Raw genomic sequence first — 23,528 nt, forward strand, 5'->3', positions numbered from 1 at the left:
ACATCGGTAGTCGCTCCCACAATGCAAAATAGCAGTCCTGCCGTGGCCGCGGCCGACGCCAGCCCTGCGGGACGATCGATGGTAGGCCGCGTCATCGCGCCGCCTCCGCATCGAGGCGGATACGCAGGCTTTCCGGAAGCGCGGCAACAGGCGCATCGCGCGAATATTGCAAGGCCCTGACATAGGCGACGATCGCCCACCGATCGGCAGGCGCTACGCGCGCAGCGTAAGGATACATCGCGCCGTAGCCGTTGGTGATAATGTCGTAGATATGCCTGTCGCTCGCCTTGCGCGGCGCATCCTGATGATAGGAAGGCGGCGCCGGAAAACCGCGCTCGACAATGATGCCGTGGCCGTCGCCGGTGCGGCCATGGCAAGGCGAACAGAAGATGTCGAAACGCTGCCGGCCGCGTTGCAGCAGCGCCATGGTGATCGGATAGGGGAATGTCTCGGGCACCGGCGAAAGATCGGCGTCGCGCGCAACGGTGCCTTTGGCCGGCATCCGTGCCGACATGCCGTCGGCGAATTGATTGCTCTTCGCCAGCGGATTGTAGCGCGGTTGGTCTTCCATGTCCTGCCGGCAGCCGGCGAGGAACATGACCGCCAAAAGCAGAGCGAAGCGCGCGGTCACGCCTCCACCTCCTCGACGCTTTGCGCGCCGAGCCGCGTCAGCTGGCCCTTGGTCACGCCCTTGCGGAATTTCGGATCGGCGGCCTCGATAAGGAGATAGAACTTGCCGCCGCGCGCATAGCTGAAGCTGTCGGCGTTAAAGACCGGATGATAATATTGCGGCAACCGGTTGGCGGCGAGCATGCCGACAAATCCCGCCAGGGCCGCGCCCAGTATCGCTGCCTCGAACGCGATAACCACGAAAGCGGACCAGGAATGCAGTGGCCGGCCGCCGATATTGACGGGATAGTCGATCTCGACCGAGTAGAGGATCAGCCCGTAGACCAGAACGGCACCCAGGATGCCGCCGCAAAGTATAGCCCAGGGCAGACGCGACTTCGGCATGCCGAGAATTTCGGCCAGCCCACGCACCGGGAAGGGCGAGAAGGCATCCATGCGCCGATAGCCACGCGCGCGCATCGTCCGTGCCGCATCGGCCAGCGCTTCGGGATCGGCGAACACCGCCATGATGCCGTACAGGCTCATGTCGCTTTGCCCTCTTCCTCCGCCAGTTCCTCGACCTCGAAGATGGTGATCGCGGGCAGGATGCGAATGAACAGGAAGACCAGCGCCAAGAAGGTGCCGACCGAGCCGAACAGGATGCCGAAATCGAGCCAGGTCAACGACTGCTCGCCCCATGAAGATGGCAGGTAGTCGCGGCTCGGCCCAGTGACGACGATGACATACCGCTCGAGCCACATGCCGATGTTGATGACCAGGGCGATGGCAAACAGCAGCAGCATGTTAAGGCGCACGCGCCGGAACCACAGCAATTGCAGCGCGCCGCAATTGCAGGCCAGCATCACCCAGAACAGCGGGGCGTACGGGCCGAAGGCGCGTTGCCACATCATGGCGCGTTCGTACGGCTCGCCCGAATACCAGGAGAAGAAAGCTTCCGACGCGTAGCCATAGATGACGATCATGCCTGCGGCGATCATCAGCTTGCCGGCATTGTCCATATGCCTGAGCGTGATCAGGTCCTCGACGACAAAGGCCCAGCGCAGCGGGATGGCGATGGTGAGCACCATGGCGAAACCGGAAAGCAGGGCGCCGGCGACGAAATAGGGCGGAAAGATCGTCGAATGATAGCCGGGCGTGATGGCGAAGGTGAAATCGAGCGCCACGATCGAGTGCACCGAAACGACCAGCGGCGTGGCCAGCGCCGCCATTAGGAAATAGACCCTTTGGTAGCGCGCCCAGTGAAAGGCCGAGCCGCGCCAGCCAAGCGCCAGGATGCCGTAGAAGAGCTGCCCACCGCGTGACTTCGCCCTGTCGCGCAGCACGGCAAGGTCGGGCATCAGGCCAATGTACCAGAACAGCAGCGAGACGGTGGCGTAGGTCGAGATCGCCGCGAAATCCCACACCAGCGGACTGCGCCATTGCGGCCAATGCATATGCGTGTTGGGCAAGGGCAACAGCCAGTAGAAGAACCACGGCCGGCCGAGATGCAGGATCGGGAAGAGACCGGCCATGGCGACGGCAAACAGCGTCATGGCCTCGGCGAAGCGGTTGATCGAGGCACGCCATGGCTGGCGCAACAACAGCAGCACGGCCGAGATCAATGTGCCGGCATGTCCGATGCCGATCCACCAGACAAAGTTCGAGATCATCGTGCCCCAGGCGACGGGGATATCGATGCCGTAGGCGCCGACGCCGACCGAGATCAGGTAGGTGATGGAGTAAAGGAAGACGAGCATCAGCAAAAAGCAGAGGAAAAATGCGGTCCAGAAATGACGCGGCAGCTTGCCATTCAGCACGATCGAGCCGATGCGCCCGCTGATTTCGGGAAGATCGTGGCGGCCGCGCAGCACTGCAGGGCTTTTCGCGGCGGCTTCAGCCATCGGCCTTCTCGCCTGGTCGAGCAAGCTTGGGATTGGTATTCCTGATCTTGCCGAGATAGGTCGTGCGCGGCCTGGTGTTGAGCTCCTCCAGCAGCGCATAGTTGTGCGGCGCGCTTTTCTCCTGCCCGATCTTGGCGGCCTTCTTGTTTTTATCGCCGAAGGTGATGGCCTGTGTCGGACAAGCCTGCTGGCAGGCGGTGACGACCTCGCCGTCGGCGATATCGCGATTTTCGATCTGCGCCTGGATGCGCCTGGCGCTGATCCTCTGGACGCAGTAGGTGCATTTTTCCATCACGCCGCGCGAGCGCATGCTGACATTGGGATTGTGCACGGCCTGCTCAGGGCCCGCCTTGTCCTTGTCGAAGGTCTGATGGTCGAGGAAGTTGAAGCGCCGCACCTTGTACGGGCAGTTCTGCGAACAATAGCGCGTGCCGATGCAGCGGTTGTAGACCTGGGCATTCAAGCCGTCATGGGTATGCACGGTCGCGTTGACCGGACAGACCACCTCGCACGGTGCCTTCTCGCAATGCATGCAAGGCACCGGCTGGAAGAAAACGTCAGGCGTGTCGACCGGGCCGGAGTAATAGCGATCGATCCGCAGCCAGTGCATCTCGTGGCCGCGCGAACATTCGTCCGGGCCGACCGTCGCGATGTTGTTCTCGGCCTGGCAGGCCGACACGCAAGCCATGCAGCCGATGCAGGCCGACAGGTCGATCGCCATGGCCCAGGCCTCTTCGTCATAGTTCCAATCGGGATAGAGTGACTCTGTGGGTGCCGGCGGAACGCCGTCGCGAACAAAATGCGGATTGTCGCGAAAATCATCGAGCGATGTGTGCCGGACGATGGCGCGGCCTTCCATCACCTGATGATGCTGCGTGGTGATGACCTGGGCCTTGCCTTCGCGCGGAGTTACCGTGGCGCCGGTGGCGATCCAATCGGCATCGCCGGTTCGCAACCGAAATGCATCGTAGCCATGAGCAAGTGTCGCGACCGAGCCGATCTTGCGCCCAAAGCCAAGGGACAGAGTCACCGTGTCATCCGGATGTCCTGGCGTGATCCAGATTGGCGCATCCAAGTTGGAGGTGCCTTGCGCGATGCTTATGATCCTGCCGTTCTCAAGCTTCAACCGCTCGGCACTCGCCGGTGAGATAAGTGCTGCGTTGCCCCAGACGAGTTTGGTCAGCGGTCGCGGCAATTCCTGAAGCCAGGCTGCGTTGGCGTAGCGCCCGTCGCGCAGCCACGGATCGGCAACGAAACGGACGTCGAAGCCGTCCGCCGTCGCCGGCCGACGTTGCAAATTGCTCGGACCGGGCACCATCGTGACCGGCACCGGATTGGAGACGCTGTTGGGCACAACACCATCGCGAAGTGCCCTCCGCCACGCAGTGTCGTCGAGGGCTGCCCAGGTCTGGCGTACCAACGCCAGCGCCTCTGCGTCGAACCGGCCACCAACAGCGCTGAGAAGCTCGTGAATGGTCTTGCCGCCAAACAACGGCTCGATGAGCGGCTGCACGATCGACGCGGTGCCGTCATAGGCACGACAGTCGCTCCAGCTTTCAAGCTCATGCGCGGCCGGTACATGCCAATGGGCAAGGAGTGCCGTTTCGTCCCTGTAAAGGCCGAAGTGGATGAGCAGCTTCAATTCGGAGAACAATTTGTGGACGTCTAGGTCAGAAGGCGCGGTGCGCAGCGGATTTGCGCCGAGCGTCACCACCGCATCGATCGAGTGGCCGGCGATTGCGCCGCAGAGCGCCGCCAGATCACCGTCGGGACGAAAGTCATCCGGGGGCTCGATGAATTCGACGGTGTTGCCAAGCGATCCAAGCTTTGCATTGGAGGCTAGCGCTGCGGCGTGCACGAAGGCACTTTGATGCGAACCCGGTACGACCAGAGCATTGGCGCCGGCGCTCTGCAAATCCCGGACTAGCGCCACCATCCATTTGGGATCGACGGGAGAAGGCGTCGAACTTCTCGGATCGCTCAGCGCAGCATCGAGTGCCGCGGCAACGGCTTCGATTTCGCTCGGCCTGATCGCAAGACGATGGTCGGCGGCTGCTCCTGTTATGGTCGGCGTCGCCTCCACCGCATAGAGCCGGCTCATAGCGTCGTTTGGACTGCGAACCCGCCGCTGAGCGGCGAAATCGCGGGCATAGGCAAGCCGGCCCGGTCCCTCTCCCAGAAAATCCGCGTCGATGCTGAAGATCGTCTCGGCGCGGTCGAAGCGATAGATGGGCGTCAACGCCTTGCCGAACAGTGCCATTGAGGCTTGCTCGCCAGCGGCGGTCGCAAGGGGATCGTGACGGAAGATCTTCAACTGCGGATATTGTTTCCGTAAGGCATCAATCTGGACCTTGGCTGTCGGCGATGTCGTGGCTTCCATCAGCAACGCTGTCCCTCGGCCTCCCGATCCAGCCAGCCTGGAGGCCAGCACGGCCATATCCCGGAGGAAATCGCCATAGGCCGCCGGCTCGCCGTCTTTCAGCAGGGTGCGGGAGCGGTCAGGATCGAACAAGGTGAGCACAGCCGCCTGCATGATGGCGTCTGTGGCGCCGCGCGAGGCCGGATGGTCGGGATTGCCCTCGACCTTGGTCGGACGTCCCTCGTGGCTTTCCACCACGGCGCCGATGCCGAAGCCGTCGCTTGCAAGCGTCGTCGCATAATAGCGCGGCTTGCCGGGTATGACATTTTCCGGCTGGCGCACATAGGGAACGATGCTCTGCGCCTGGCTGCAGCCTGCAAGCCCCGCAAGCGCCAGCGAAGCGCTCATCAGTTTCAGCAGCGTTCGCCGATCGAGCCGGCTTGGCAGGCGGTCGGCCAGTGACGGGAATTCGGCTTCGACGAAGCGCATGAATTCAGGCGTGCGGGCGATCTCGTCGAGGCTGCGCCACATGTCGTTCCCACTCGAAAGCCGCTCGCGCAAAGCGGCGATCCCGGTGGCTGGAATTGGCTTGGTATCAGCGATGACAGACATAGCAATCCGTCATCGTTTCGGGATGGGTGCCGAGCACGCTGATCAGCGAGCGCCTGATCCGCTCTATGTCGTCGGGCGGTCTCCAATGCATCAGGAATACGTCCTGCGGCGGGCGCAGATTGGGTCCGGGATTGCGATGGCAATCGAGGCACCAGCCCATGCTCAGCGAATGCGCCCGTATGGTCAGCGGCATGTCATCGACCTCGCCATGGCATGTCTCGCATGAGACGCCCTTGGCGATGTGGATGGAATGGTTGAAGTAGACGAAGTCGGGAACGCTGTTGACGCGCTGCCATTCGAGCGGCCGTCCCGATGCCAGGCTCGCTCGCACCGGCGCCAGCATTTCGGCGTTGGTGAACAGCTGCGAATGGCAGGTCATGCATATCTCGGTGGCCGGTAGCCCCGCCGATGACGAGGTCTCGACACCATCATGGCAGTAACGGCAGTCGAGCCCGAGTTGGCCGACATGATGCTTATGGCTGAACGGGACGGGCTGGGCGACCGCTTGCCCCACTCCTGTAACGAAGCCGGAGCGCGGCAGGGCGATGCCGATGACGGTGATCAAAAGCAACGCCGCACAAACGCCCAGGATCACAAATCGGGCGACACCATTGGCGCTCTTGGAAAAGATTTGCGGCATCCCCTGGCCGAATTTGCTGACTTGTGTGCCTGCGAGCTAACGGGGTCTCGTCGGGATGGTTCCGGAAGCCGGTCAACGGTCACAAATTTTTGACCCTGTCAGTTCCGCCTTGCACCGCAACCATCGCCAATTCCATGCGTTCGCCAGACATTACTTTTCATGTCCTGCCGGAAGATCGTCATGGCCATTTCCGCGACACCCCAAGAACCATTCCGCCGCACCGGCCTCGCTTTCTGGTGGACCATGCTTGTCGGCGTGCTGTTGATCCTGTTAGGGCTTCTGATCGGCGCCGGCGGCATCTGGCTGATCGCGCTTGGAGGATCGTTGTACTATCTCCCAGCCGGCATAGGCCTGCTGCTGGCAGGTTCTCTGTTGCTCAGAGGCAGTGCCGCCGGAGTGTGGATCTACACGATCACGTGGCTCGCCACGCTGCTGTGGGCCTATTGGGAGGTCGGTTCGAACGGGTGGGCCTTGATGCCCCGCGTTTTTGCGCCGACCATCATACTCATCTTCGTTCTTCTGACCCTCCCAGCGTTTCGCGGTCCGGCGAGGCGAGGCGAAGGGTCTGCAACAGTGGTGGCATCAATCGCGGTTCTGGCCGTGGCTTGCACATTTGGCCTCCATCACCTGACGTCCGAAGCACGGTCGCAGCAAACGCCGCCAGCGTCTCCAGTGCCGGGACCAGTTCAAAAAGCATCAGCAGCGACGGATACTGAAATTCACCAATCCGGCCAGGATTGGCCGGTTTACGGCGGCTCCGAATTGGGCACACGTTACTCGTCGCTCAACCAGATCACCGCAGGCAACGTCGCGCAGCTGACAAAGGTCTGGTCGTTCCATACCGGGGACATGCCAAGCAAGGCCGCCGAGGATAAGTATTCGCCGGAGAACACACCCCTCGAAATCGCCGGACATCTCTATGCATGCTCGGCCAAGAACATCGTCATCTCGGTCGATGCCAAGACCGGCAGGGAGGAATGGCGATACGATCCGAAGGTGTCCGATGACGCCATTCCCTATGGAGCAACCTGCCGCGGCGTGGCCTATTTTGCCATGCCGGGCGTGAGCCCAGACCAGGCCTGCGCCACCAGGATCCTCGAAGGCACGCTCGACGCGCGGCTGATCGCCATAGACGCCAGGACAGGCAAACCCTGCGCCGATTTTGGCCAGCAAGGCGTGGTCGACCTCACGCAAGGTATCGGCGAGACCGTGCCCGGCTGGTATTCCGTCACGGCACCGCCGACGATCGTGCGTGGCGTCGCCGTGGTCGGCGCGCAGGTAAAGGATGGTCAGGCCGAGAACGCACCGTCCGGCGTTGTGCGAGGCTATGACGCGGTCTCAGGCAAACTCGACTGGGCGTGGGACATGGGCCACCCGGACCGCACCAGCGCACCGCCGGAGGGAGAGCCCTACACGCGCGGCACGCCCAACATGTGGACGGTCGCGGCCGCCGACCCGCAGCTCGGCTATGTCTACCTGCCGCTCGGCAATGCCGCGGTCGACTATTACGGTGTCGACCGCAAGGATTTCGAAAATGCGTTGAACTCGTCGATTGTCGCCATCGACGTCACCACCGGCAAACCGGTCTGGCATTTCCAGACCGTGCATCATGACCTTTGGGATTACGACCTCGGCTCGCAGCCAACGCTCGTCGACTTTCCAGCGGAGAACGGAAAGGTCCCGGCAATCATCGTGCCAAGCAAACAAGGGCAGATCTACGTGCTCGACCGCAAGACAGGCAAGCCGCTGTTCCCGGTTGAGGAACGCAATGTGCCAACGGGCGGCGTCGAACCGCAAACGCTGTCCAAGACGCAACCCTATTCGAGCTATGCACATCTCGACCAACCGGTCCTGACCGAGAAGGATATGTGGGGCATGAGCCCCCTGGATCAGCTTTACTGCCGCATCCAGTTCCGCCGCGCCTCCTATCAAGGCGAATATACGCCGCCGACGGTCGACCGCCCGTTCATCGAATATCCCGGTTACAATGGTGGCTCCGATTGGGGCAGCATCGCCGTCGATACCGACAGCGGCGTCCTGATCGCCAACTACAATGATATGCCGAACTACAATCAGCTTATCCCGCGCCAGAAGGCCGACCAGATGGGTTTCAAGTCCATCGACAAGGGCGGCAGTCCCAAGAAGGTGCAGGATATCGGCGATCCCCAGGCCGGGTCGCCATATGCGATTGCCGTCAATGCCGGCTGGCGCCTCTCCACGGGTCTGCTCTGTTCAAGGCCACCTTACGGCCATATCCGCGCCATCGACCTCAAATCCGGCAAGACGTTATGGGACGAGCCATTTGGCAGCGCCACCAAAAACGGTCCGTTCGGCATTCCGTCGATGCTGCCGCTGGGCATCGGAACGCCGAACAATGGTGGCCCGTTGGTCACCGCCGGCGGCCTGATCTTCATCGCGGCGACGACCGACGACAAGCTGCGGGCGATCGACATCAAGACCGGCAGGACGGTTTGGCAGGCCGATCTGCCGGCCGGCGGCCAGACGACGCCGATGACGTATGAAGCCGATGGCAGGCAATACATCGTCATTGCCCCAGGCGGCCATCACTTCATGGAGACCAAGGTCGGCGACCAGATCATTGCCTACGCATTGCCGGCGGGCTGAGACAGGCGCGATCCTGTCTCTCCAAAATACGAACTGTCCACTACCGGACCGCCCAAGATGGGCCGATGCGAAATTCGCTCGTGGACATCATAACAAATACCATCCTATCAGCCGCGACCACCGATCCCGCCGCGCGAGCAACATGTAGTCACGGATGGGGCCAAGCAAAATTCCGTGCTAATTTGACGATTCATTGGACGAAGGACTGCTTGCTTCGTCATATCGGCCAAGTCAACCGACTAAATTGTACGCCAAGGAGTTTCACCAACTTGTCGGAGGCTGCGCTTAATACAGCAGGCGGCATATTCACCTTCCCGTGAAGGCGGCAAGCCGCGACGGAACCTTCTCACAATCGCCTTGTTGTTTCAGGTGACCGATTGTGGGAAGGAATGCCAGATGGACAGGGAAAATCCGCAGTCAACGGCCAGAATTGCCGGCCATCCGATACACCCGATGCTGGTGACGATCCCGATAACCTGCTTCGTGGGGACATTGCTGACCGACATAACCTACTGGCGGACCGCGGAAATGATGTGGGCCGATTTTTCGGCCTGGCTCGTCACCGTCGGCGTCATCGTCGGGATCCTGGCCGCTTTGGCCGGCCTCATCGACTTCGTCGGTGAGCGCGCGATACGGGCACAGCCGGTCGCATGGCTGCACATGGCCGGCAATTTGCTCGCACTCATCCTGTCCTTCTTCAACATGCTCGTGCACACGCGCGATGCCTGGACTTCTGTCGTGCCGACGGGACTGATTCTGTCGACGCTGGTCGTGCTTATCCTGATTGTCACGGGCTGGCTCGGTTGGGCCCTGGTCTATCGTCATCACGTAGGAGTCGCCGATGAGACCGCTTGATCGAACCCCCAAATTGGCGACTGCAATACTTCTGTGCGCCACTGCCTTGGGCGTAGCCGCCTGCAGCGACGACAACACCGATCCGAATTCGCAGATCGGCGCGAACCCCAAACTGCCTGACATAAAACAGTATCTGTTCCCACCGATGCATCTCGCATCCGTGGTCGGGTGGAAGAACGACGAGAAGCCGACTGTCTCGCAAGGTCTCGAGATCAAGGCGCTGGCCAAGGGCCTTCAGCATCCGCGCTCGCTTTACGTGCTGCCCAATGGCGACATCCTGGTGGTGGAGTCCAAGGCGCCCGCGGCGGCATCGATCAAACGGCCGAAGGATCTGGTGATGGGCTGGATCGAATCGCTCGCGACCTCCGGCGGAGACACGGGCCCGAGCAATCGCATCACCTTGTTGCGCGACAGCAATGGCGATGGCGTACCGGACTATCGGGGCGTGTTTCTCGACCATCTGAATTCGCCGTTCGGTGTCGCATTGGTGGGCAATGACCTCTACGTGGCCGACACCGACGCCATCGTGCGCTACCCCTATCAGCCGGGTGACACCAAGATCACCGCGCCGGGGACGGTGCTGACGCAACTGCCGGGCGGACCGATCGATCACCACTGGACAAAGAGCCTCGTGGCCAGCCGCGACGGGTCGCTGCTCTATGTCGGCGTCGGCTCCAACAGCAACATCACCGAGAACGGCATCCAGGCTGAAAAGGACCGCGCTGCGATCTGGGAGGTCGACCGGGCAACCGGGCGTTCGCGTATCTTCGCCAGCGGCCTGCGCAATCCAAATGGCCTCTCGTTCGAGCCTGAGACCGGAGCGCTCTGGGCCGTCATCAACGAGCGCGACGAACTCGGGCCGAACCTGGTACCGGATTACATGACCTCGGTGAAGGATGGAGCGTTCTATGGCTGGCCTTACAGCTATTACGGACAGCATGTCGATCCGCGCGTCATGCCGCAGCGGCCGGATCTGGTGGCGAAGGCCATTGCGCCCGATTATGCGCTGAGCTCGCATGTCGCACCGCTCGGGCTGGTCTTCTATACCGGGAGCAGCTTGCCGCAGTCCTATCGCGGCGGCGCCTTCGTCGGCGAGCATGGCAGTTGGGACCGCGACCGCTTCAACGGCTACAAGGTGGTCTTCGTGCCGTTCAGCGGCGGCCATCCCAACGGAATGGCGCAGGACGTCGTCACCGGCTTTCTCAACGACAAGGGCGAAGCCAGAGGCAGGCCGGTCGGCGTGGCGATCGACAAGTCCGGAGCGCTGCTCATCGCCGACGATGTCGGGAATACCGTTTGGCGAGCGACGGCAGCCAATTCGCAAGGCAGCTGAGCCGCGTGCCGATGCATCAGGGCTCTATCGACTGCCGCTGCGTGCGTCGAAGTTGAGCGTCACCTCAAGCACCACGGCTCCCGATTTGTCACGAACCGTCAGTTGCAGTTCGTGATGGTCGCCATCAGGCAACGCGTCGCGTGTCATGTCGACGATCGCTCGCACGGCTTCCTTCTTGGCATGATTGAAGTCGGTACATTCAACGCCGGCGCGATCTGGCGTCAACTCGCCATTCTCTTCGACATCGAAGTAGTAAATTGTCATGGTGGCGCGAACGTCCCGCACCATAAAAAGTTCCCGCACGCCCGAAGCAAAGTGTCTTCCGAAAACCTCGCACGGGATGCAACATATGACGTTGACAAAGCGGGCCGGCGACTTTCTGTTCCCGTTGCAAGATGGAGACCAGGAAATGCCTCAGCTGCATGCGCGCGGATTGGAATTGGTGCTCGACCTTCTCGCCGCAGCCGATCACCTCGAGAAATTGCGCGACGAGGATCTTCGCTCCTTGCTGCGCGAAACAGCGACGGTGCTGGCAGACCTGCTTGAACGGGATATTCCAAAGCGCCCATCTTGATGATGGCTTATCGGCACTCAAGACGCGCGCGGGTCCGTGGAAGGATCCACTTCGAAACCGTGTGTAGCCGTCCACGCGAAGCCGGTATCAACCGACGCTCGTTCCGTTTCGTCACAAGCGACATGTCTCTGGTCAGATGCGGCCCAGGACGACCAGGATAATGATGATGATCAGCAGCAGTCCGAGGCCACCGCCGCCGTAGTAGCCAGTCCCGTAGAACGGACCGCCTCCCAGACCGCTGAAACCGCCCAGCAGTGCGAGGATCAAGATAATGATGAGGATCGTGCCCAAACCCATTGTGTCTTCCTCCAGCACAGCCCAACCGGCCGCCCAGGAGAAACGCGCTTCGAGGCGTCCTGTTCCTGCCAGAAGCTATATTGTCCGTCACGATGCCGGCCGACCTGCGGAAATGTTCCTGCCCAAGGGCGCTCAGATGTTTGTCCGCTTGTTGCGCTTTTGCGGCTTTGGACTGTCGCTGGTCGATCCCTGTGGCCCCATTGCCTGCCATTCCCGCGTTCCGTGCCAACGTCTCAGCGGCAACAGGATGGGGCTGGCCTGATGGTATCGTGACCGCGTCGGGTATCGCCGCGCCAGGCCCTTACCGGCACTCAAGAAACCCGCGCGGCGCCGATCTGCTCCATCCGCGTCGCGTTGTTCTGAACGAAACTCACTCAGTGGCGCAGTTGATAGGCAGCAACGATGATACCCGACTTCGTGCTGGTGCTGGCCGCAAGCGTGAAGTCGGTCTTGGGTAGGCCTGGCTCGAAAAGACGATGGCCTTTGCCAAGCACGATCGGGTGAATTTGCAGCACAAATTCGTCGACGAGACGCCCTTTCATCGGCGACCGCACTAACACACCGCTTCCGGAGCCCTCATTTCTTCTTGAACTCAAACAGTTCAACCAGATTGCCTGACGGATCTTCCAGAAGTCTGGCGCGACCAGCTCCCGCCTCACTGATTTCTCCCCTGAACTTGGCGCCAGCATCGTTCAACCGGCCGACCAGGGCGTCTATGTCTTTCGTGACGATCATGAATCGATTCCATCCGCCGGGCTCTGGTTTACCGCCGGCAGTTCCCCCGCTGCCTGCCCCCGGAGCGCTAAGGTAAAGCGTGAGATCGTCGCGAATAAGCGCCGCGAACTTGCCCGGGTTGTGCATGTCAACCTTGAATTCGAGTTTATCGCGATAAAACGCAACCGACTTTTCAATGTCGGTCGCAATGTATCGGACGGATGCCATGGCCTGTTCTCCTTTCGCCTGGACGCTGAAGTTGTCCGAACGCGCTGCCGATTAGTGAATATGTCTGACGAGCTCCTGTGAAACCGGCAGCTCGACCGCGCCATTGATCGGGATGTCCAGCATGACAAGGCCGTCCGAACACTCGCCATCGCAGACCCAGGAGCGGAGTTCGTCAAGGCCAGCCAGCCCCTCGAGCCGCAGGCCGCGCCCGCCAAGACTCTCGGGCGAAATCAGGCGAGGCATAACGCGCATGGCGTTCCGGGAGGCCCTTGTGGCCGAGCGCATGACGCTCCTGTCCGAAGCCTTCATCATTGAGAATGATGATCGTGAGCGGCAGGTCGTAGCGGACAGCCGTATCGAGATCGCCGAACGCGGCTTTGTAGAATCTCACCGCGGCATCGGCGCCATCGATGTAGATATGCGGGACGACCGCGTCTCGATAGCGTTCCGGTCGCATTGCCATGAGGGATCTCCGATTGTGGTGCCACAGCGAGGCAATAGCGCCCATTTGCGCAGCCGCGGCTGCCGGCCCGAAGCGTGACGCATTCATGCACGTTGCTCGCCAGGCCTCTGATGCGATTGAAGCATGCGCTCGCCGCCTTCAATCAAGCGGCGAAAACGCCGCAGGGCCGCGACGAGGTCTTCAGGGGCTTCCTCCGGCGCGTATTCGCCGGAATGAGGCAGCGAACCCGTCTCGAGCCGCTCGGCGCCTGCTTGGCGCAACCCGCGCGCATAATCGTCAAGCGTGGTGGAAGCGGGCCCTGCGTCGCCGCGGAGATAGAGGAGAGGCGTCGCTATCGGAATGCGCCCGGCGTTGTGCTCCGCATCCTTCGCCATGGAGCGATACCAGTCCAAACCTGCCTTCAGCGCCTCCGGCCGCGTGTAGCCGGAGACATAAGCGGCACGGGCTTCTTCGCCGAGATGTTTGGGATCGACAGCCATCACGTCATAGAAGAAGTCGAAGTATGGCCGCTCACGCCCAGCAATGAGCGTCTCGGGAAGCTTCGGTACGTTGTGCAGGGCGAAGTGAAAGATGCGCGGATCGGCGAGCACTTTGGCCCAGGGATCGAGACCTGGGATCACGGTGTTCATCACCACCGCGCCTTTGACACGCGCCCCATGATCGCGCGCCGCCGCGAAGGCGATCATGCCACCAACGTCATAGCCCGCGATGATCGTCTCTTCTGCGCCGGCTTGCTCGGCGGCGGTGAGGATAAGGTCGGCCAGCACCGTCTTCTCTGCCGAGCGCGGCGCTCCGCGCGACCCGCCCACGCCCGGGAGATCGAAGGCTAGCGCATAGTGATCGCGCCCCAGCTCTCCCAAGACGCCTTCCCAAGCAAAGCTTGTCTGCGGCCAGCCGTGCAAGAGAACCAGGCTCGGCCGATTCCGCTCGCCGGATGTACGCACCGCGAGCGTTAGCCCTTCGACCTTTATCTCTTTCAACGCTCGCATCGCCGCGCGCACCCCTCTATTGAACCTTCACGATGTCCTTGTTGCGGGTGCCATCCCGTGAGTGCTGGAGATGAAGTGTTGATGGTGGCGGCGTCGCCACTGCGTGCTTGGCCATGGCGCCGACCGCGCCCTTCGCGGGCGTGATGCCGCCATCGACAAGCCAGACAGCGCCTGTAACGAAGCTGGCTTCGTCGGAGGCGAGGAAGGCATAGACATTGGCGACTTCTTCGGGTGTGCCACGGCGGCCGAACGGGACCGCCGTCACCAGCGCCTGCTCGATCTTCTCATCAACAGCGCCGGTTTCCTTGTGCGTCCAAGCCGTGTCGATGGGGCCTGGGCTCACGCAATTGGCGCGAACGCCGTATTGCGCCTGTTCCACCGCCACACCCATCATGAAGGCATGCAAGAAACTCTTGGTGCCGCCATAGGCGGCGTTGCGCGGTTGACCGTTGACCCCGCCTTCCGAACCGGCGCTGAGAATGACTCCGCGCGACTCCTTCAGGTGCGGCAGCGCGTATTTGGTCATCAGAAACGCTGAGCGCACATTGCAGCGGATATGCTCGTCGAACTTGTCGACCGGAAAATCGTCGGTCTCGGCGTTGACCAGAAGCACGCCCGCATTGTTGACCAGGATGTCGAGCCTGCCAAACTCCTTGATCGCTGTCTCCACGCACGCACGCGCCTGCCTCTCGTCGGAAATGTCCGCTTCGAAGGCGATGGTGTCGCCGCCGTCGTCGCGTATCGTTTCGACGACATCGCCAATGGGATCGTCCGGCAAGCCATTCACCACAACCTTCGCGCCCTCGCGCGCGAACTTGAGGCAGATCGCCTCGCCAATGCCCGTGCCGCCACCTGTGACGATGGCGACTTTGCCTTCGAGCTTTCCATCCATCGCTTCAATCTCCTGTCTTTAGAATCCGACACGCAGCGCAAGCCGGCCGACGACATGGCCTTCGCCAAGGCGCCGATGCGCAAGCGCGGCCTTGCCGAGCGGATAGGTGGCGGCCACCGGCACGCGAATGTGCTTGGCCGTGAGAACGCGACGCAGATGGTCGAAGGCACGGGGCGAAGCGACGGCATCATAACTATGGATGCGAAGCGCAGGCCGTGGCTGCGGCGCCGGATCGATGCCATTTGGATGAACCACACGTCCGTTCGTGCGCACGAAATCGAGACAGCGTTCGAGCTCCTTGCCGCCCGCGAGCGCCAGCACGGCATCGATCTCCGCCTGTGCGGTGCGGCGCAGTTGCTCGGCAAATTTGTCGCTGCGTGCATCGATGACCGCATTTGCGCCGAGAGAGCGCACCAGGCGCTCAGCTGGCTTGCCGCTGGCCGTGGCGATCACGCGCGCACCGCTTTGTGCGGCGAACTGCACAGCCATCGTCCCAACCGCTCCGGTGGCGCCGAAGATCAGCACGGTTTCGCCGCGCTTGAGCTGGAGTGCTTCGAGCCCCTGCAGCGCGGTCAAGCCGGTGGTGGCGACGACGCCGGCCTCCTCCAATGACAGCGATTTGGGCACATGTCCGACATGATCGGCGTCCGCCACGGCGAACTCGGCGTAGAACCCGCCCTGCCTGTTGCCGAACTCATAAGCGTAGACCCGGTCGCCCCGCTTGAAGCGTCTGACGCGTGCGCCTTTGGCGACAACTGTCCCGGAGCCGTCCGTACCTGGCACCAACGGAAAATGGGCGCGCCCTGGCTTCCGCCACGATCCATCGCGGATCGAGGCATCCCAACTCCCGACGCCAACCGTGTCGAGTTCGATCAAAACTTCATGCGGGCCGGGCTTCGGCACCGGAAGCCGATGCAGGGTCAGAGCTGATGGTGGACCAAATCGATCAACAGCCACGGCCTTCATATGGTCGATCGTGTGCCCATTGCACGGAAGCACACTGGATACTCGGCGATGAGACTTAGAATTGACGGCGGACATCTGCTGCAAGTCCTCTGCCGGCTTCTCATGTGGTCACTCAACGGAGGAGGTGACCATTACGTAAACGCATTTGCCACCTTCCAAGACCGAAAGTGCTCAGCGGCAGCGGGAGAACCTTGGAAGTGCGCAATCCACGAGTATCTTCTCGCACGCCCGGTCAAAGCGCGCGCCTTCCAGTCCCTCAAAACGAAACGAAATACCGAAGGCAAAGTTCCAGCAGCTTGCGATCTCTAAAACCTCGGGGGTTGTCATAGTTGCGCGTGGTGGCGGCTAGGTCCAATCCACTTCAGGAGTCCCTGCGTGAGATGTGCTGAATCAATCCGTTCCGGATCGCACCTCTGCTTCCGGGCAAGCTAGGCGATCCGGGCGGAGCGCAGCGGAGCTGACAACCGGTTGTTCGTGAACGGGGTTTGGTGGGTGCTGCGCTCAGGGCGTTCTGGCAACACCGGCCGGAGCGCCACGGCAAGTGGAAGACGGTCCATGCGCGCTTCACCTGCTGGCTCAAGGCCGGCGTAGACGGCCGTTCTGAATTCGGCCGGCTTTGCCGGTGATGAATTGGGTGGATGCCCTACGAAAATTAGGTCACCGTGAACCGCTCAATCGAAAGGAAGCTGTTTGTAGAGGAGATGTATGCGATGGTCACCGCTGATGTACGAGCTAGAGTTTCCATACATCTGGACGCGACGCCTGAGGCAGTCTTTGATGCGTGGATCGTCCCCTCCATGATGGAGCGATGGTTCTTCAAGTTGCCTAGCAACGATATTGCCGCGCTGACGACTCCTGTACCTGGAGGCACCTACTCGATAACTGAGTACTCGTCAGGACAAGTGATCGCACAAGATGGAAGGTCGTGTCCCATCAGGTGGTGTAGCTCGGCGGTTACGAAGCCGCTCACGAGCGCGCCGTTAGTAGCGCTGTAGCGAGTGAGCGGCGTGTCGGTCATCGGCGCTTTCCGGTAGGGTTTGGTTGTTGACGCCAGCCCCATTTCGGAAGGGCCACCGATGACCGACGACATGATGAATCTGCGCACGCTCGTGGAGAAGACCCCGGATGCCGATCTGCTGCGGGAGATGATCGGCTTTGCCGCCGAGCGGCTGATGGAAATGGAGGTGGGCGCGGCCACCGGCGCCGCCTATGGCGAGAAGAACCCGCTGCGGCTCGCCCAGCGCAATGGCTACCGCGACCGGGACTGGGAGACGCGGGCCGGCACGGTCGAGCTGCGCATCCCGAAGCTCAGGAAGGGAAGCTACTTCCAAGGTTTCCTCGAACCGCGCCGCATGGCCGAGAAGGCGCTGACCGCCGTCGACCGCGCCGGACGCAGATCTGCTACTGTTGCTAAAACGCGCTTTATTTGCTTGGCTGATCGCAGATGGCGACATGCATCTTAAGAATTTGGCGCTTCTCAAGATCGCCGAACCCAATAGCTCACAATTTGACAGTGTGAATATCGCGCCGCTTTACGATGCAGCGACGACGCGGGTGTTTCCCAACCTGGAGGGGGACCGCATGGCGCTCAAACTGAATGGCAAAGACGAGCGGTTGCGCCGGTCGGATTTCCGCAGTTTCGCCGCGACCGCGGGCATCAGGGCAATCCATGCAAAGGCGGTGATCGACGACCTCGTCACCCGGCTCCGAGCTGGGCTGGAGGGGTTCAGGCTACCCGGGATCCTGCCTGCAGGGTCAACAACAGTCCAGACGGCCGAGCGCATGCGGTCCCTCGTCACCGAACGCCTCAATGGCTTCGCCTAACCGACCGACCGGAACGGGTCAAAGCACCGGTCCAGCGAGGAGGTTGGATCGTTGGGATTGCTGGATGGCCAGCAAGCGCAAGAATGCGCGGCTGATCGAAGAATTTTTAGAACTGCGGGTTGTCCCTGATCACCCGCTCATCTGGCGGAACGCAGCGGTTTTTCTTTCCCACAAAAGGGTCGATGAGCGCATGTGGATCGTAAGGATACAAGCGTGGCCGGCTTGGGGCCGCAAGCGGAAGCTCAGCTCACAGTGGTTAACGCAAGATCCCGAATGGCCGACTATATCTGCATCGATCGACCTTCACGCTGATCATCCGATGTTACTGCAGGGTGAAGCGGTATCTCGCCGGCAGGAAGAAAGCATCATGATTGTCGTTCCAGCGGACGTGGAAGTGCCAAGGATCTATAGCGCCCCGGAGTTTCTCAAGAGCAATCAAAGAAGGCTACTCTATACGAATTCGCCAAGATCGCTTCCAAACCCTCTCATCTTGACGCGTATAGTCAAGGTTCATTCATTCAGGCGCCGCACCGGCCATTTCGTTGAATTTCAGATTCGAAACTTCCGTCACCAGTTTCATGAAGGCCCCAATCGGGCGAAGCCCCTGACGCGCCTTCAGGCATGTTGCGAAGGATTCGGTGTATGGTTTATGGTCCGCGATAGACAGTGGCGTCAGCCTGTCGTCGAGCTGGAACTCGGTCTTTGACACAATGCCGGCACCCAAGCCTGCCGCGACCGCTTCCCGAACACCATCGCGCGGGATCTCCATGACCACGTTTGGTCGGATCCGATGCAATTCCAGCATCTCCTCCAACGCCCGACGCGTCATCGAACCGGGTTCGCGAAAAATCATCCGCTGCCCGTCGAGTTCCTCGAGATCGATCTGCTGCCGGCCCGCCCACGGATGGTTGCGGTGGACGAAGATGATGATCTCATGGCGGCCGAGCTGAACCAGATCAAGACGCGGATCGTCGTAGTCTCGGCCGATGATGGCGACATCCACCTCGTAATTCATGAGCTTGTTATAGATAACATCGGAATTGCCGCTTTCGAGCGAGACCTGCACTAAGGGGTATTGAGCATGGAACGCGGAGAGAAGTTCCATGACGAAGAACGGACCTACTGTGCCGACGCGCAACTTGCCCGAGATCTGATTGCCCTCGGCGCGCAGTATGCCGACTGCCTGCTCCTCCAGCGAGAATATCTGGCGCGCCACGGTCAGAAGCGCTTCTCCCGCATCCGTCAGTTTCAGGCCACGCGGCGATCGCAAGAAGAGCTGAACATCATACATCTCTTCAAGCGCTTTGACCTGGGTAGTCACGGTCGGTTGGCCGATGCAGAGCAGATCGGCTGCCTTTGTGAAGCTAAGCTCGCGACCCACCGCGTAGAAGGAACGCAGCTGGCTGAAATTGACGAAATGAAGCTTGTTAATGCCGCCCACGACCTGTCTCCTTGCGAAAGGCTTCAGCCATCCGCACGATTTGTTCAGCGATTTCCGAGCGTTCCTCCAACAGATCGCACAATATCGTATAGTGGTTTTTTCCGTGCATCGGAACCAGTTCAGCGTGCTGGCCCGAGCCGCTCCAATAGGAAGAGAACCGCCGGGACTGGTCGCGGAACTCCTGGGTCTCGTCTGTGCCGACGACGGCTGCGAGCCGACAATGCGGCACTGGCCAGCGGATCGGGCTGATCCTTGCGGCCCGCTCTCGATCGAGCCCAAGCGCCGCGTTGAGTGATGTCTCTGCCAGCGGCTCGACATCGAAGATGCCGCTGATCGTGACGCAGCCCGCCAGCGGCGCGCCTGCCGTGAGGCTTCTCATTGCAAGTGTGGCAGCAAGATGACCGCCGGCGGAATGGCCGCTCGCGATCCAGAAAGCCGGGGGCGTTGCAAGGTTTCGCAAAATCGCCGGCACGCAGGCCCCGATGCGCGCAACGATCGCATCGATACGGGTCTCAGGCGCCAGCGGATAGTTTGGCAGCGCCACGGAGAAGCCGCGACGAACGAGCGCCGAGCCGACGAAGGAATAACGGTCCTTGTCGAGGCTCTGCCAGTAACCGCCATGTACGAAAACCACCAGCGGCGCACCCGCGCCAGCCGCAAACAGGTCGAACACTTCACGCGGATGCGCGCCGTAGGCGACGTTGCGCCTGCATGTCAGTGAACTGCGGGCAGCGGCGCTCGTCTCATCGAAACGTCTATAGACGTCCGTTCTTTCAGGATGACGGTCGCGGAAGACGTAGCCATATTCCTTGCTGGAATTCGCGCCAATCATTCGAAGAGAACGACACTGCGCACCGACGTTCCCGCTCGCATCAGCTCGAAGCCGCGATTGACATCATCGAGGACCAGCCTGTGTGTGATCTGCCCATCGAGATCGAGCCGGCCGGCCATGTAGTGGTCAATAAGCGTGCCCAGCCCGCTGCGCCCTTTGACGCCGCCGAAATAGCTGCCGCGGATCGAGCGGCCGTAGCGGACGCCTACCGGCGGGAACCCCATTTCGGCGCCGGGTGGCTCGACACCGAGCAGCACTGCGGTGCCCCAGGCCGGCTGGCAGCAGTCGAAGGCCTGCCGCATGACCGGCACGATGCCGGTACATTCGAAGGCTACGTCGACGCCGCCGTCGGTAAGGGCGCGAATCGCCGGCACGAGCTTGCCGCCCTCGCGTGACGCGTGGACAAAATCGGTCATGCCGTAGGAGCGGGCGAGTTCGGACTTGCTGTCCGTCAGGTCGATGCCAATGATCCTTGCGGCGCCGGCAAGCCGCGCTCCTTGCACGACATTGATGCCAATGCCGCCCAGCCCGAAGACGGCAACGGCGTCGCCCTCGCGGACCTCGGCCAGCGCCGCGCCGACGCCTGTCGTGACGCCGCAGCCGAACAGGCAGACCTTGTCCAGCGGGGCATCCTTGCGGATCTTCGCCAGCGCAATTTCAGGGACGACCGTATAGCGGGAAAGCGTCGAGGTGCCCATGAAATGGTGCACCGGCTGCGATCCGATCGAGAAGCGCGAAGTTCCATCCGGCATGACGCCCTTGTCGCGCGTCGGCTTGATGGTCCAGCAAAGATTGGTCCGTCCGCTCCTGCACATGCGGCAATGTCGGCATTCGGGACCATAGAGCGGAATGACGTGATCGCCTGGCTCGAGATGGTGGACTCCCTTGCCCACCTCGACCACCCGCCCTGCGCCCTCATGCCCGGGAATGAGGGGGTAGACGCTCGTCGCATTGACGCCGTCGAGCGCGGTGAGGTCCGTATGACAAAGGCCCGAGGCAACGATCTCGACGAGCGCTTCGCCGTGACCGGGCGGCGCAACCTGCACCTCCTCTATTGCGAGCGGCTTGTCGGGTTCGAAGCAGATCGCCGCAGATGACCGGATCATGACACCTGCCTCTCGAGCGTACCGGCAAAGCGTGCAAACCCCTTGCGAACGAGATCGGTGGCGTCCAGCTTTCCACTTGCCTTGATCGTCTCGCGCGCGATGCGGATATCGCGGCCGCAGCCGACGCCGATTGCGCCGATCAGCCGGTCACCCGCCGTGAAATAGGCGAGATAGGCACGGTCGCCCGGTTTGCCGCGCTCATACGCCGGCTCTCCGATGCCTGGCACCCCTGCCACTTGTATGTTGAGGTCGTATTGATCCGTCCAAAACCAGGGCACCTCGCTGTAAGGGGATGGATTGCCGCACAGATAGGACGCAACGATGGCCGCCTGGTCTTCAGCATTCTTCCACGACTCCAACCGCCAGCGCTGGCCGAAGACACGATTCTCATGCGCCGCGACATCGCCCGCGGCGAAGACATCGGGATCACTGGTCTGCCCGAACTCATTGACGACGATGCCGTTGTCGACATGCAGGCCGGCTTCGCCGGCAATCCGGTCGTTCGGTGTGCCGCCGATGCCCACCACGACAAGGTCGGCCTCCAGCATCGATCCGTCATCGAGATGGAGGCGTCCGGCGGTGCTCAGAGCCTCGGACAAGACGACTTGCCGTCCACAGAGAATGCGTACGCCTGCCCGTTCATGGAGATCGGCGAGCCATTGTGAAAGATAAGGCGGAAGCAGTCGGCTCAATGGGCGGTCGGCGGCTTCCAGAACCGTAACCACCGCACCGAGTTTGACCGCGCTTGCGGCGACCTCCAGGCCGATCAGCCCCGCACCGACAAGCACCAACCGCGCGCCAGCCACGATGCGGCCGCGCAGCGCGAGCGCATCCGAGAACGAGCGAAGATGGAAGGTCCGTGCCGCGACAGGCCCAAGCGATCGGACCCGGCGGGGCGACAATCCCGTCGCCAAAACCAGTTTTCGGTAGGAGAGGCTGGCGTCGTTAGAGAGAGCCACGATCTTCTCTCGCCGGTCGATGCCGACCGCCTCGACACCCAGATGGAACCGGACGCCGATCTCGTTCCATCGTGCCGGCGATAGAAGATAGGCATTTGCCGGGACGCCCGCCAATGTCAGCACGCCTTTGGACAAAGGCGGCCGCTCGTAAGGCAGCTCCGTTTCGGCCCCGGCCACGTCGATCGGCCCGGTAAAGCCGCCGTGCCGCAACCTTTCCGCGACGCGACCGCCGGCGTGTCCTGCGCCGACGATCACAACCCCGGCCGTCCTCCCTGGACCCGCCACTGCGTTCAGGCCCCTTGCCCGGCAGACGTGGCGCCGGCGCGGCCATTGCGCAGCACCTCGCGGATTATCTCGCGATGCACATGGAAGTAACTCTTGCTGACGCATTGAAGATGCGGCGAGACCTCGTCATGAAGCCGGCCCAGCGCATGAAACGGCACCGAGGAAGCAAGGTGGTGCTCCGCATGGAACGGCATGTTCCAGTAGAGCATCCTGAGCAACGGATTCGCGAGCGTGGTCCGGGTATTGGCAAGCAGGTTCGGACTTTCCTCGGCGCCGGTGTGCTCGGCCATGCGGATGGCGCGCAGCACCGGCTCGCCCATCACCCGGGGCAGCAGCCAATAGACCAGCGCGATCGTGCTGCCGAAATAGATCGAGACGGCGGCGACGGCGACATAGAAGAGGACGAGCAGCCGGATTTCCAGCATCACCTGTTTCCAGACCGATTCCGGCAGGAACTCACGCTCTTCCTCGGTGAAGCGCCCGGTCGTGCCGCGCCAGAGCGTACCGACCAGCTTCGGCCAGAAGGAGAGGCCGATTATCTGGCCGAAATAGTCGCGAAGCGATGTCGGGAACGGCACGATATCCGGATCATGGTCCTCGTGCTGGGTGAAGGTATGGTGCGCGGCATGCCGGTATTTGAAGTAGAGAAACGGACGAAAGGTGAAGGCAGCGACCACAAAACCAACGGCGTGGTTGATCCATCGCGAGTGGAAAGCGGTGCCGTGCGAGCATTCATGTAAGGGCGCGAACAGCAGCACGATGACGATGCCGTAAGCGAGCATTGAAGGTATCAGGAGCCACGGTGTTCCACCGGAGAGGCAGACGGCGAGCACGCCGAGAGCCAGGGCCGCAAGATGGACCGCCAATCTGGTCAGCCCCGGTCCGTTGGACCGCGTGCGGAGCGTCTTCAGCTTGTCGCGTGAAATGATCTCCGGTCCCGTCAGCGGCCATATCTTGCTGCCGATGCCACCGATCCCAGCATAGCTCGCGGAATTATCGCCTTGCATGCCGATCCTCCTTCAGA

The 23,528-nt window shown here is 61.7% G+C and carries 23 protein-coding genes and 2 pseudogenes; 7 read left to right on the plus strand and 18 right to left on the minus strand.

Going from position 1 to position 23,528, the window contains the following annotated elements; translation table 11 throughout:
• Positions 1-91: 91 nt before the first annotated feature.
• Genes FJ546_RS03075 through FJ546_RS03095 form a run of 5 tightly spaced genes read right to left on the minus strand, consistent with a single transcriptional unit; the run spans position 92 to position 6,121 of the window.
• Positions 92-631, minus strand: a complete 540-nt coding sequence (locus FJ546_RS03075) for a cytochrome c (RefSeq protein WP_246686726.1) — start codon at positions 629-631, stop codon at positions 92-94.
• A complete protein-coding gene (locus tag FJ546_RS03080) occupies positions 628-1,155 on the minus strand; it encodes a DUF3341 domain-containing protein (RefSeq protein ID WP_140887957.1) in 528 nt (175 codons plus the stop codon). The genes FJ546_RS03075 and FJ546_RS03080 overlap by 4 nt, the downstream gene beginning before the upstream one ends.
• Positions 1,152-2,510 (minus strand): NrfD/PsrC family molybdoenzyme membrane anchor subunit, encoded by a 1,359-nt coding sequence (gene nrfD / locus FJ546_RS03085; protein ID WP_140887959.1) that lies wholly within the window; start codon positions 2,508-2,510, stop codon positions 1,152-1,154. The genes FJ546_RS03080 and nrfD overlap by 4 nt, the downstream gene beginning before the upstream one ends.
• The gene (locus tag FJ546_RS03090; RefSeq protein ID WP_140887960.1) at positions 2,503-5,481 is read right to left on the minus strand and encodes a TAT-variant-translocated molybdopterin oxidoreductase; all 2,979 of its coding nucleotides are present in this window, start codon (positions 5,479-5,481) and stop codon (positions 2,503-2,505) included. The genes nrfD and FJ546_RS03090 overlap by 8 nt, the downstream gene beginning before the upstream one ends.
• Positions 5,465-6,121 carry a cytochrome c3 family protein gene (locus tag FJ546_RS03095; RefSeq protein WP_140887962.1) on the minus strand — a complete coding sequence of 219 codons (657 nt, stop codon included), beginning with the start codon at positions 6,119-6,121 and terminating at the stop codon, positions 5,465-5,467. The genes FJ546_RS03090 and FJ546_RS03095 overlap by 17 nt, the downstream gene beginning before the upstream one ends.
• A gap of 243 nt (positions 6,122-6,364) precedes the next feature.
• Between FJ546_RS03095 and FJ546_RS03100 the strand changes: the two genes are divergently transcribed.
• From FJ546_RS03100 to FJ546_RS03110, 3 genes are all read left to right on the plus strand, one after another.
• Entirely contained in the window at positions 6,365-8,746 is a 2,382-nt protein-coding gene (locus FJ546_RS03100) for a membrane-bound PQQ-dependent dehydrogenase, glucose/quinate/shikimate family (RefSeq protein ID WP_246686730.1), read from the plus strand.
• Positions 8,747-9,142: 396 nt separating this feature from the next.
• Positions 9,143-9,601: a DUF2231 domain-containing protein gene (locus FJ546_RS03105; protein WP_140887965.1), complete on the plus strand. Its 459-nt coding sequence runs from the start codon at positions 9,143-9,145 to the stop codon at positions 9,599-9,601.
• A complete protein-coding gene (locus FJ546_RS03110; protein ID WP_140887966.1) occupies positions 9,588-10,934 on the plus strand; it encodes a sorbosone dehydrogenase family protein in 1,347 nt (448 codons plus the stop codon). Before FJ546_RS03105 ends, FJ546_RS03110 begins: the two co-directional genes overlap by 14 nt.
• A gap of 24 nt (positions 10,935-10,958) precedes the next feature.
• Here the strand turns inward: FJ546_RS03110 and FJ546_RS03115 are convergent, their stop codons facing one another.
• The gene (locus FJ546_RS03115; RefSeq protein WP_181167788.1) at positions 10,959-11,198 is read right to left on the minus strand and encodes a hypothetical protein; all 240 of its coding nucleotides are present in this window, start codon (positions 11,196-11,198) and stop codon (positions 10,959-10,961) included.
• 85 nt (positions 11,199-11,283) lie between these two features.
• Between FJ546_RS03115 and FJ546_RS03120 the strand changes: the two genes are divergently transcribed.
• On the plus strand, positions 11,284-11,508 hold the full coding sequence (locus tag FJ546_RS03120; protein ID WP_140887969.1) for a hypothetical protein: 225 nt from the start codon (positions 11,284-11,286) through the stop codon (positions 11,506-11,508).
• Positions 11,509-11,640: 132 nt separating this feature from the next.
• On the opposite strand, the gene FJ546_RS03125 is transcribed toward FJ546_RS03120, so the two are convergent.
• The 7 genes from FJ546_RS03125 to FJ546_RS03155 all read right to left on the minus strand — a co-directional run bounded on the left by FJ546_RS03125 (position 11,641) and on the right by FJ546_RS03155 (position 15,967).
• Positions 11,641-11,805 carry a DUF3309 family protein gene (locus FJ546_RS03125; RefSeq protein WP_140887971.1) on the minus strand — a complete coding sequence of 55 codons (165 nt, stop codon included), beginning with the start codon at positions 11,803-11,805 and terminating at the stop codon, positions 11,641-11,643.
• Between the two features lie 374 nt (positions 11,806-12,179).
• Positions 12,180-12,494, minus strand: coding sequence for a dihydrofolate reductase family protein (locus FJ546_RS31890; protein WP_140887972.1), 315 nt, complete (start codon positions 12,492-12,494; stop codon positions 12,180-12,182).
• On the minus strand, positions 12,382-12,747 hold the full coding sequence (locus FJ546_RS03135; RefSeq protein WP_140887974.1) for a VOC family protein: 366 nt from the start codon (positions 12,745-12,747) through the stop codon (positions 12,382-12,384). Before FJ546_RS03135 ends, FJ546_RS31890 begins: the two co-directional genes overlap by 113 nt.
• Before the next feature lie 172 nt (positions 12,748-12,919).
• A complete protein-coding gene (locus FJ546_RS03140; protein ID WP_181167790.1) occupies positions 12,920-13,210 on the minus strand; it encodes a thiamine pyrophosphate-dependent enzyme in 291 nt (96 codons plus the stop codon).
• Between the two features lie 83 nt (positions 13,211-13,293).
• A complete protein-coding gene (locus FJ546_RS03145; RefSeq protein ID WP_246686727.1) occupies positions 13,294-14,190 on the minus strand; it encodes an alpha/beta hydrolase in 897 nt (298 codons plus the stop codon).
• A gap of 25 nt (positions 14,191-14,215) precedes the next feature.
• Positions 14,216-15,091, minus strand: coding sequence for a glucose 1-dehydrogenase (locus FJ546_RS03150; protein WP_140887979.1), 876 nt, complete (start codon positions 15,089-15,091; stop codon positions 14,216-14,218).
• Positions 15,092-15,109: 18 nt separating this feature from the next.
• Positions 15,110-15,967 (minus strand): NADP-dependent oxidoreductase, encoded by an 858-nt coding sequence (locus FJ546_RS03155; RefSeq protein ID WP_181167791.1) that lies wholly within the window; start codon positions 15,965-15,967, stop codon positions 15,110-15,112.
• Between the two features lie 479 nt (positions 15,968-16,446).
• Here FJ546_RS03155 and FJ546_RS31480 point away from each other — a divergent pair.
• From FJ546_RS31480 to FJ546_RS03175, 3 genes and pseudogenes are all read left to right on the plus strand, one after another.
• A pseudogene (locus tag FJ546_RS31480) lies at positions 16,447-16,647 on the plus strand (transposase); the annotation flags it as partial.
• A 486-nt stretch (positions 16,648-17,133) separates the two neighbouring features.
• Positions 17,134-17,436: pseudogene (locus tag FJ546_RS03170) on the plus strand (transposase); the annotation flags it as partial.
• Positions 17,437-17,464: 28 nt separating this feature from the next.
• A complete protein-coding gene (locus tag FJ546_RS03175) occupies positions 17,465-17,881 on the plus strand; it encodes a HipA domain-containing protein (protein WP_348641951.1) in 417 nt (138 codons plus the stop codon).
• A gap of 514 nt (positions 17,882-18,395) precedes the next feature.
• Here the strand turns inward: FJ546_RS03175 and FJ546_RS03180 are convergent.
• Genes FJ546_RS03180 through FJ546_RS03200 form a run of 5 tightly spaced genes read right to left on the minus strand, consistent with a single transcriptional unit; the run spans position 18,396 to position 23,511 of the window.
• Positions 18,396-19,322, minus strand: a complete 927-nt coding sequence (locus FJ546_RS03180) for a LysR substrate-binding domain-containing protein (protein WP_181167792.1) — start codon at positions 19,320-19,322, stop codon at positions 18,396-18,398.
• Positions 19,309-20,154 carry an alpha/beta hydrolase gene (locus tag FJ546_RS03185; protein ID WP_140887988.1) on the minus strand — a complete coding sequence of 282 codons (846 nt, stop codon included), beginning with the start codon at positions 20,152-20,154 and terminating at the stop codon, positions 19,309-19,311. Before FJ546_RS03185 ends, FJ546_RS03180 begins: the two co-directional genes overlap by 14 nt.
• Positions 20,151-21,257, minus strand: coding sequence for a zinc-binding dehydrogenase (locus FJ546_RS03190; RefSeq protein WP_181167809.1), 1,107 nt, complete (start codon positions 21,255-21,257; stop codon positions 20,151-20,153). Before FJ546_RS03190 ends, FJ546_RS03185 begins: the two co-directional genes overlap by 4 nt.
• The gene (locus tag FJ546_RS03195) at positions 21,257-22,474 is read right to left on the minus strand and encodes an FAD-dependent oxidoreductase (protein WP_181167793.1); all 1,218 of its coding nucleotides are present in this window, start codon (positions 22,472-22,474) and stop codon (positions 21,257-21,259) included. The genes FJ546_RS03190 and FJ546_RS03195 overlap by 1 nt, the downstream gene beginning before the upstream one ends.
• A 35-nt stretch (positions 22,475-22,509) precedes the next feature.
• Positions 22,510-23,511: a fatty acid desaturase gene (locus FJ546_RS03200; RefSeq protein ID WP_140887993.1), complete on the minus strand. Its 1,002-nt coding sequence runs from the start codon at positions 23,509-23,511 to the stop codon at positions 22,510-22,512.
• Positions 23,512-23,528: the final 17 nt, after the last annotated feature.

The sequence above is a fragment of the Mesorhizobium sp. B2-4-19 genome (assembly GCF_006441315.1).
Lineage (GTDB): Bacteria > Pseudomonadota > Alphaproteobacteria > Rhizobiales > Rhizobiaceae > Mesorhizobium.

Bases quoted from the DNA above. Each gene is read 5' to 3' on its own strand.
- FJ546_RS03080 (WP_140887957.1), bottom strand. From the start codon at position 1,155: ATGAGCCTGTACGGCATCATGGCGGTGTTCGCCGATCCCGAAGCGCTG.
- nrfD (WP_140887959.1), bottom strand. From the start codon at position 2,510: ATGGCTGAAGCCGCCGCGAAAAGCCCTGCAGTGCTGCGCGGCCGCCAC.
- FJ546_RS03090 (WP_140887960.1), bottom strand. From the start codon at position 5,481: ATGTCTGTCATCGCTGATACCAAGCCAATTCCAGCCACCGGGATCGCC.
- FJ546_RS03095 (WP_140887962.1), bottom strand. From the start codon at position 6,121: ATGCCGCAAATCTTTTCCAAGAGCGCCAATGGTGTCGCCCGATTTGTG.
- FJ546_RS03100 (WP_246686730.1), top strand. From the start codon at position 6,365: ATGCTTGTCGGCGTGCTGTTGATCCTGTTAGGGCTTCTGATCGGCGCC.
- FJ546_RS03105 (WP_140887965.1), top strand. From the start codon at position 9,143: ATGGACAGGGAAAATCCGCAGTCAACGGCCAGAATTGCCGGCCATCCG.
- FJ546_RS03110 (WP_140887966.1), top strand. From the start codon at position 9,588: ATGAGACCGCTTGATCGAACCCCCAAATTGGCGACTGCAATACTTCTG.
- FJ546_RS03115 (WP_181167788.1), bottom strand. From the start codon at position 11,198: ATGACAATTTACTACTTCGATGTCGAAGAGAATGGCGAGTTGACGCCA.
- FJ546_RS03120 (WP_140887969.1), top strand. From the start codon at position 11,284: ATGACGTTGACAAAGCGGGCCGGCGACTTTCTGTTCCCGTTGCAAGAT.
- FJ546_RS03125 (WP_140887971.1), bottom strand. From the start codon at position 11,805: ATGGGTTTGGGCACGATCCTCATCATTATCTTGATCCTCGCACTGCTG.
- FJ546_RS31890 (WP_140887972.1), bottom strand. From the start codon at position 12,494: ATGCTGGCGCCAAGTTCAGGGGAGAAATCAGTGAGGCGGGAGCTGGTC.
- FJ546_RS03135 (WP_140887974.1), bottom strand. From the start codon at position 12,747: ATGGCATCCGTCCGATACATTGCGACCGACATTGAAAAGTCGGTTGCG.
- FJ546_RS03140 (WP_181167790.1), bottom strand. From the start codon at position 13,210: ATGGCAATGCGACCGGAACGCTATCGAGACGCGGTCGTCCCGCATATC.
- FJ546_RS03150 (WP_140887979.1), bottom strand. From the start codon at position 15,091: ATGGATGGAAAGCTCGAAGGCAAAGTCGCCATCGTCACAGGTGGCGGC.
- FJ546_RS03185 (WP_140887988.1), bottom strand. From the start codon at position 20,154: ATGATTGGCGCGAATTCCAGCAAGGAATATGGCTACGTCTTCCGCGAC.
- FJ546_RS03200 (WP_140887993.1), bottom strand. From the start codon at position 23,511: ATGCAAGGCGATAATTCCGCGAGCTATGCTGGGATCGGTGGCATCGGC.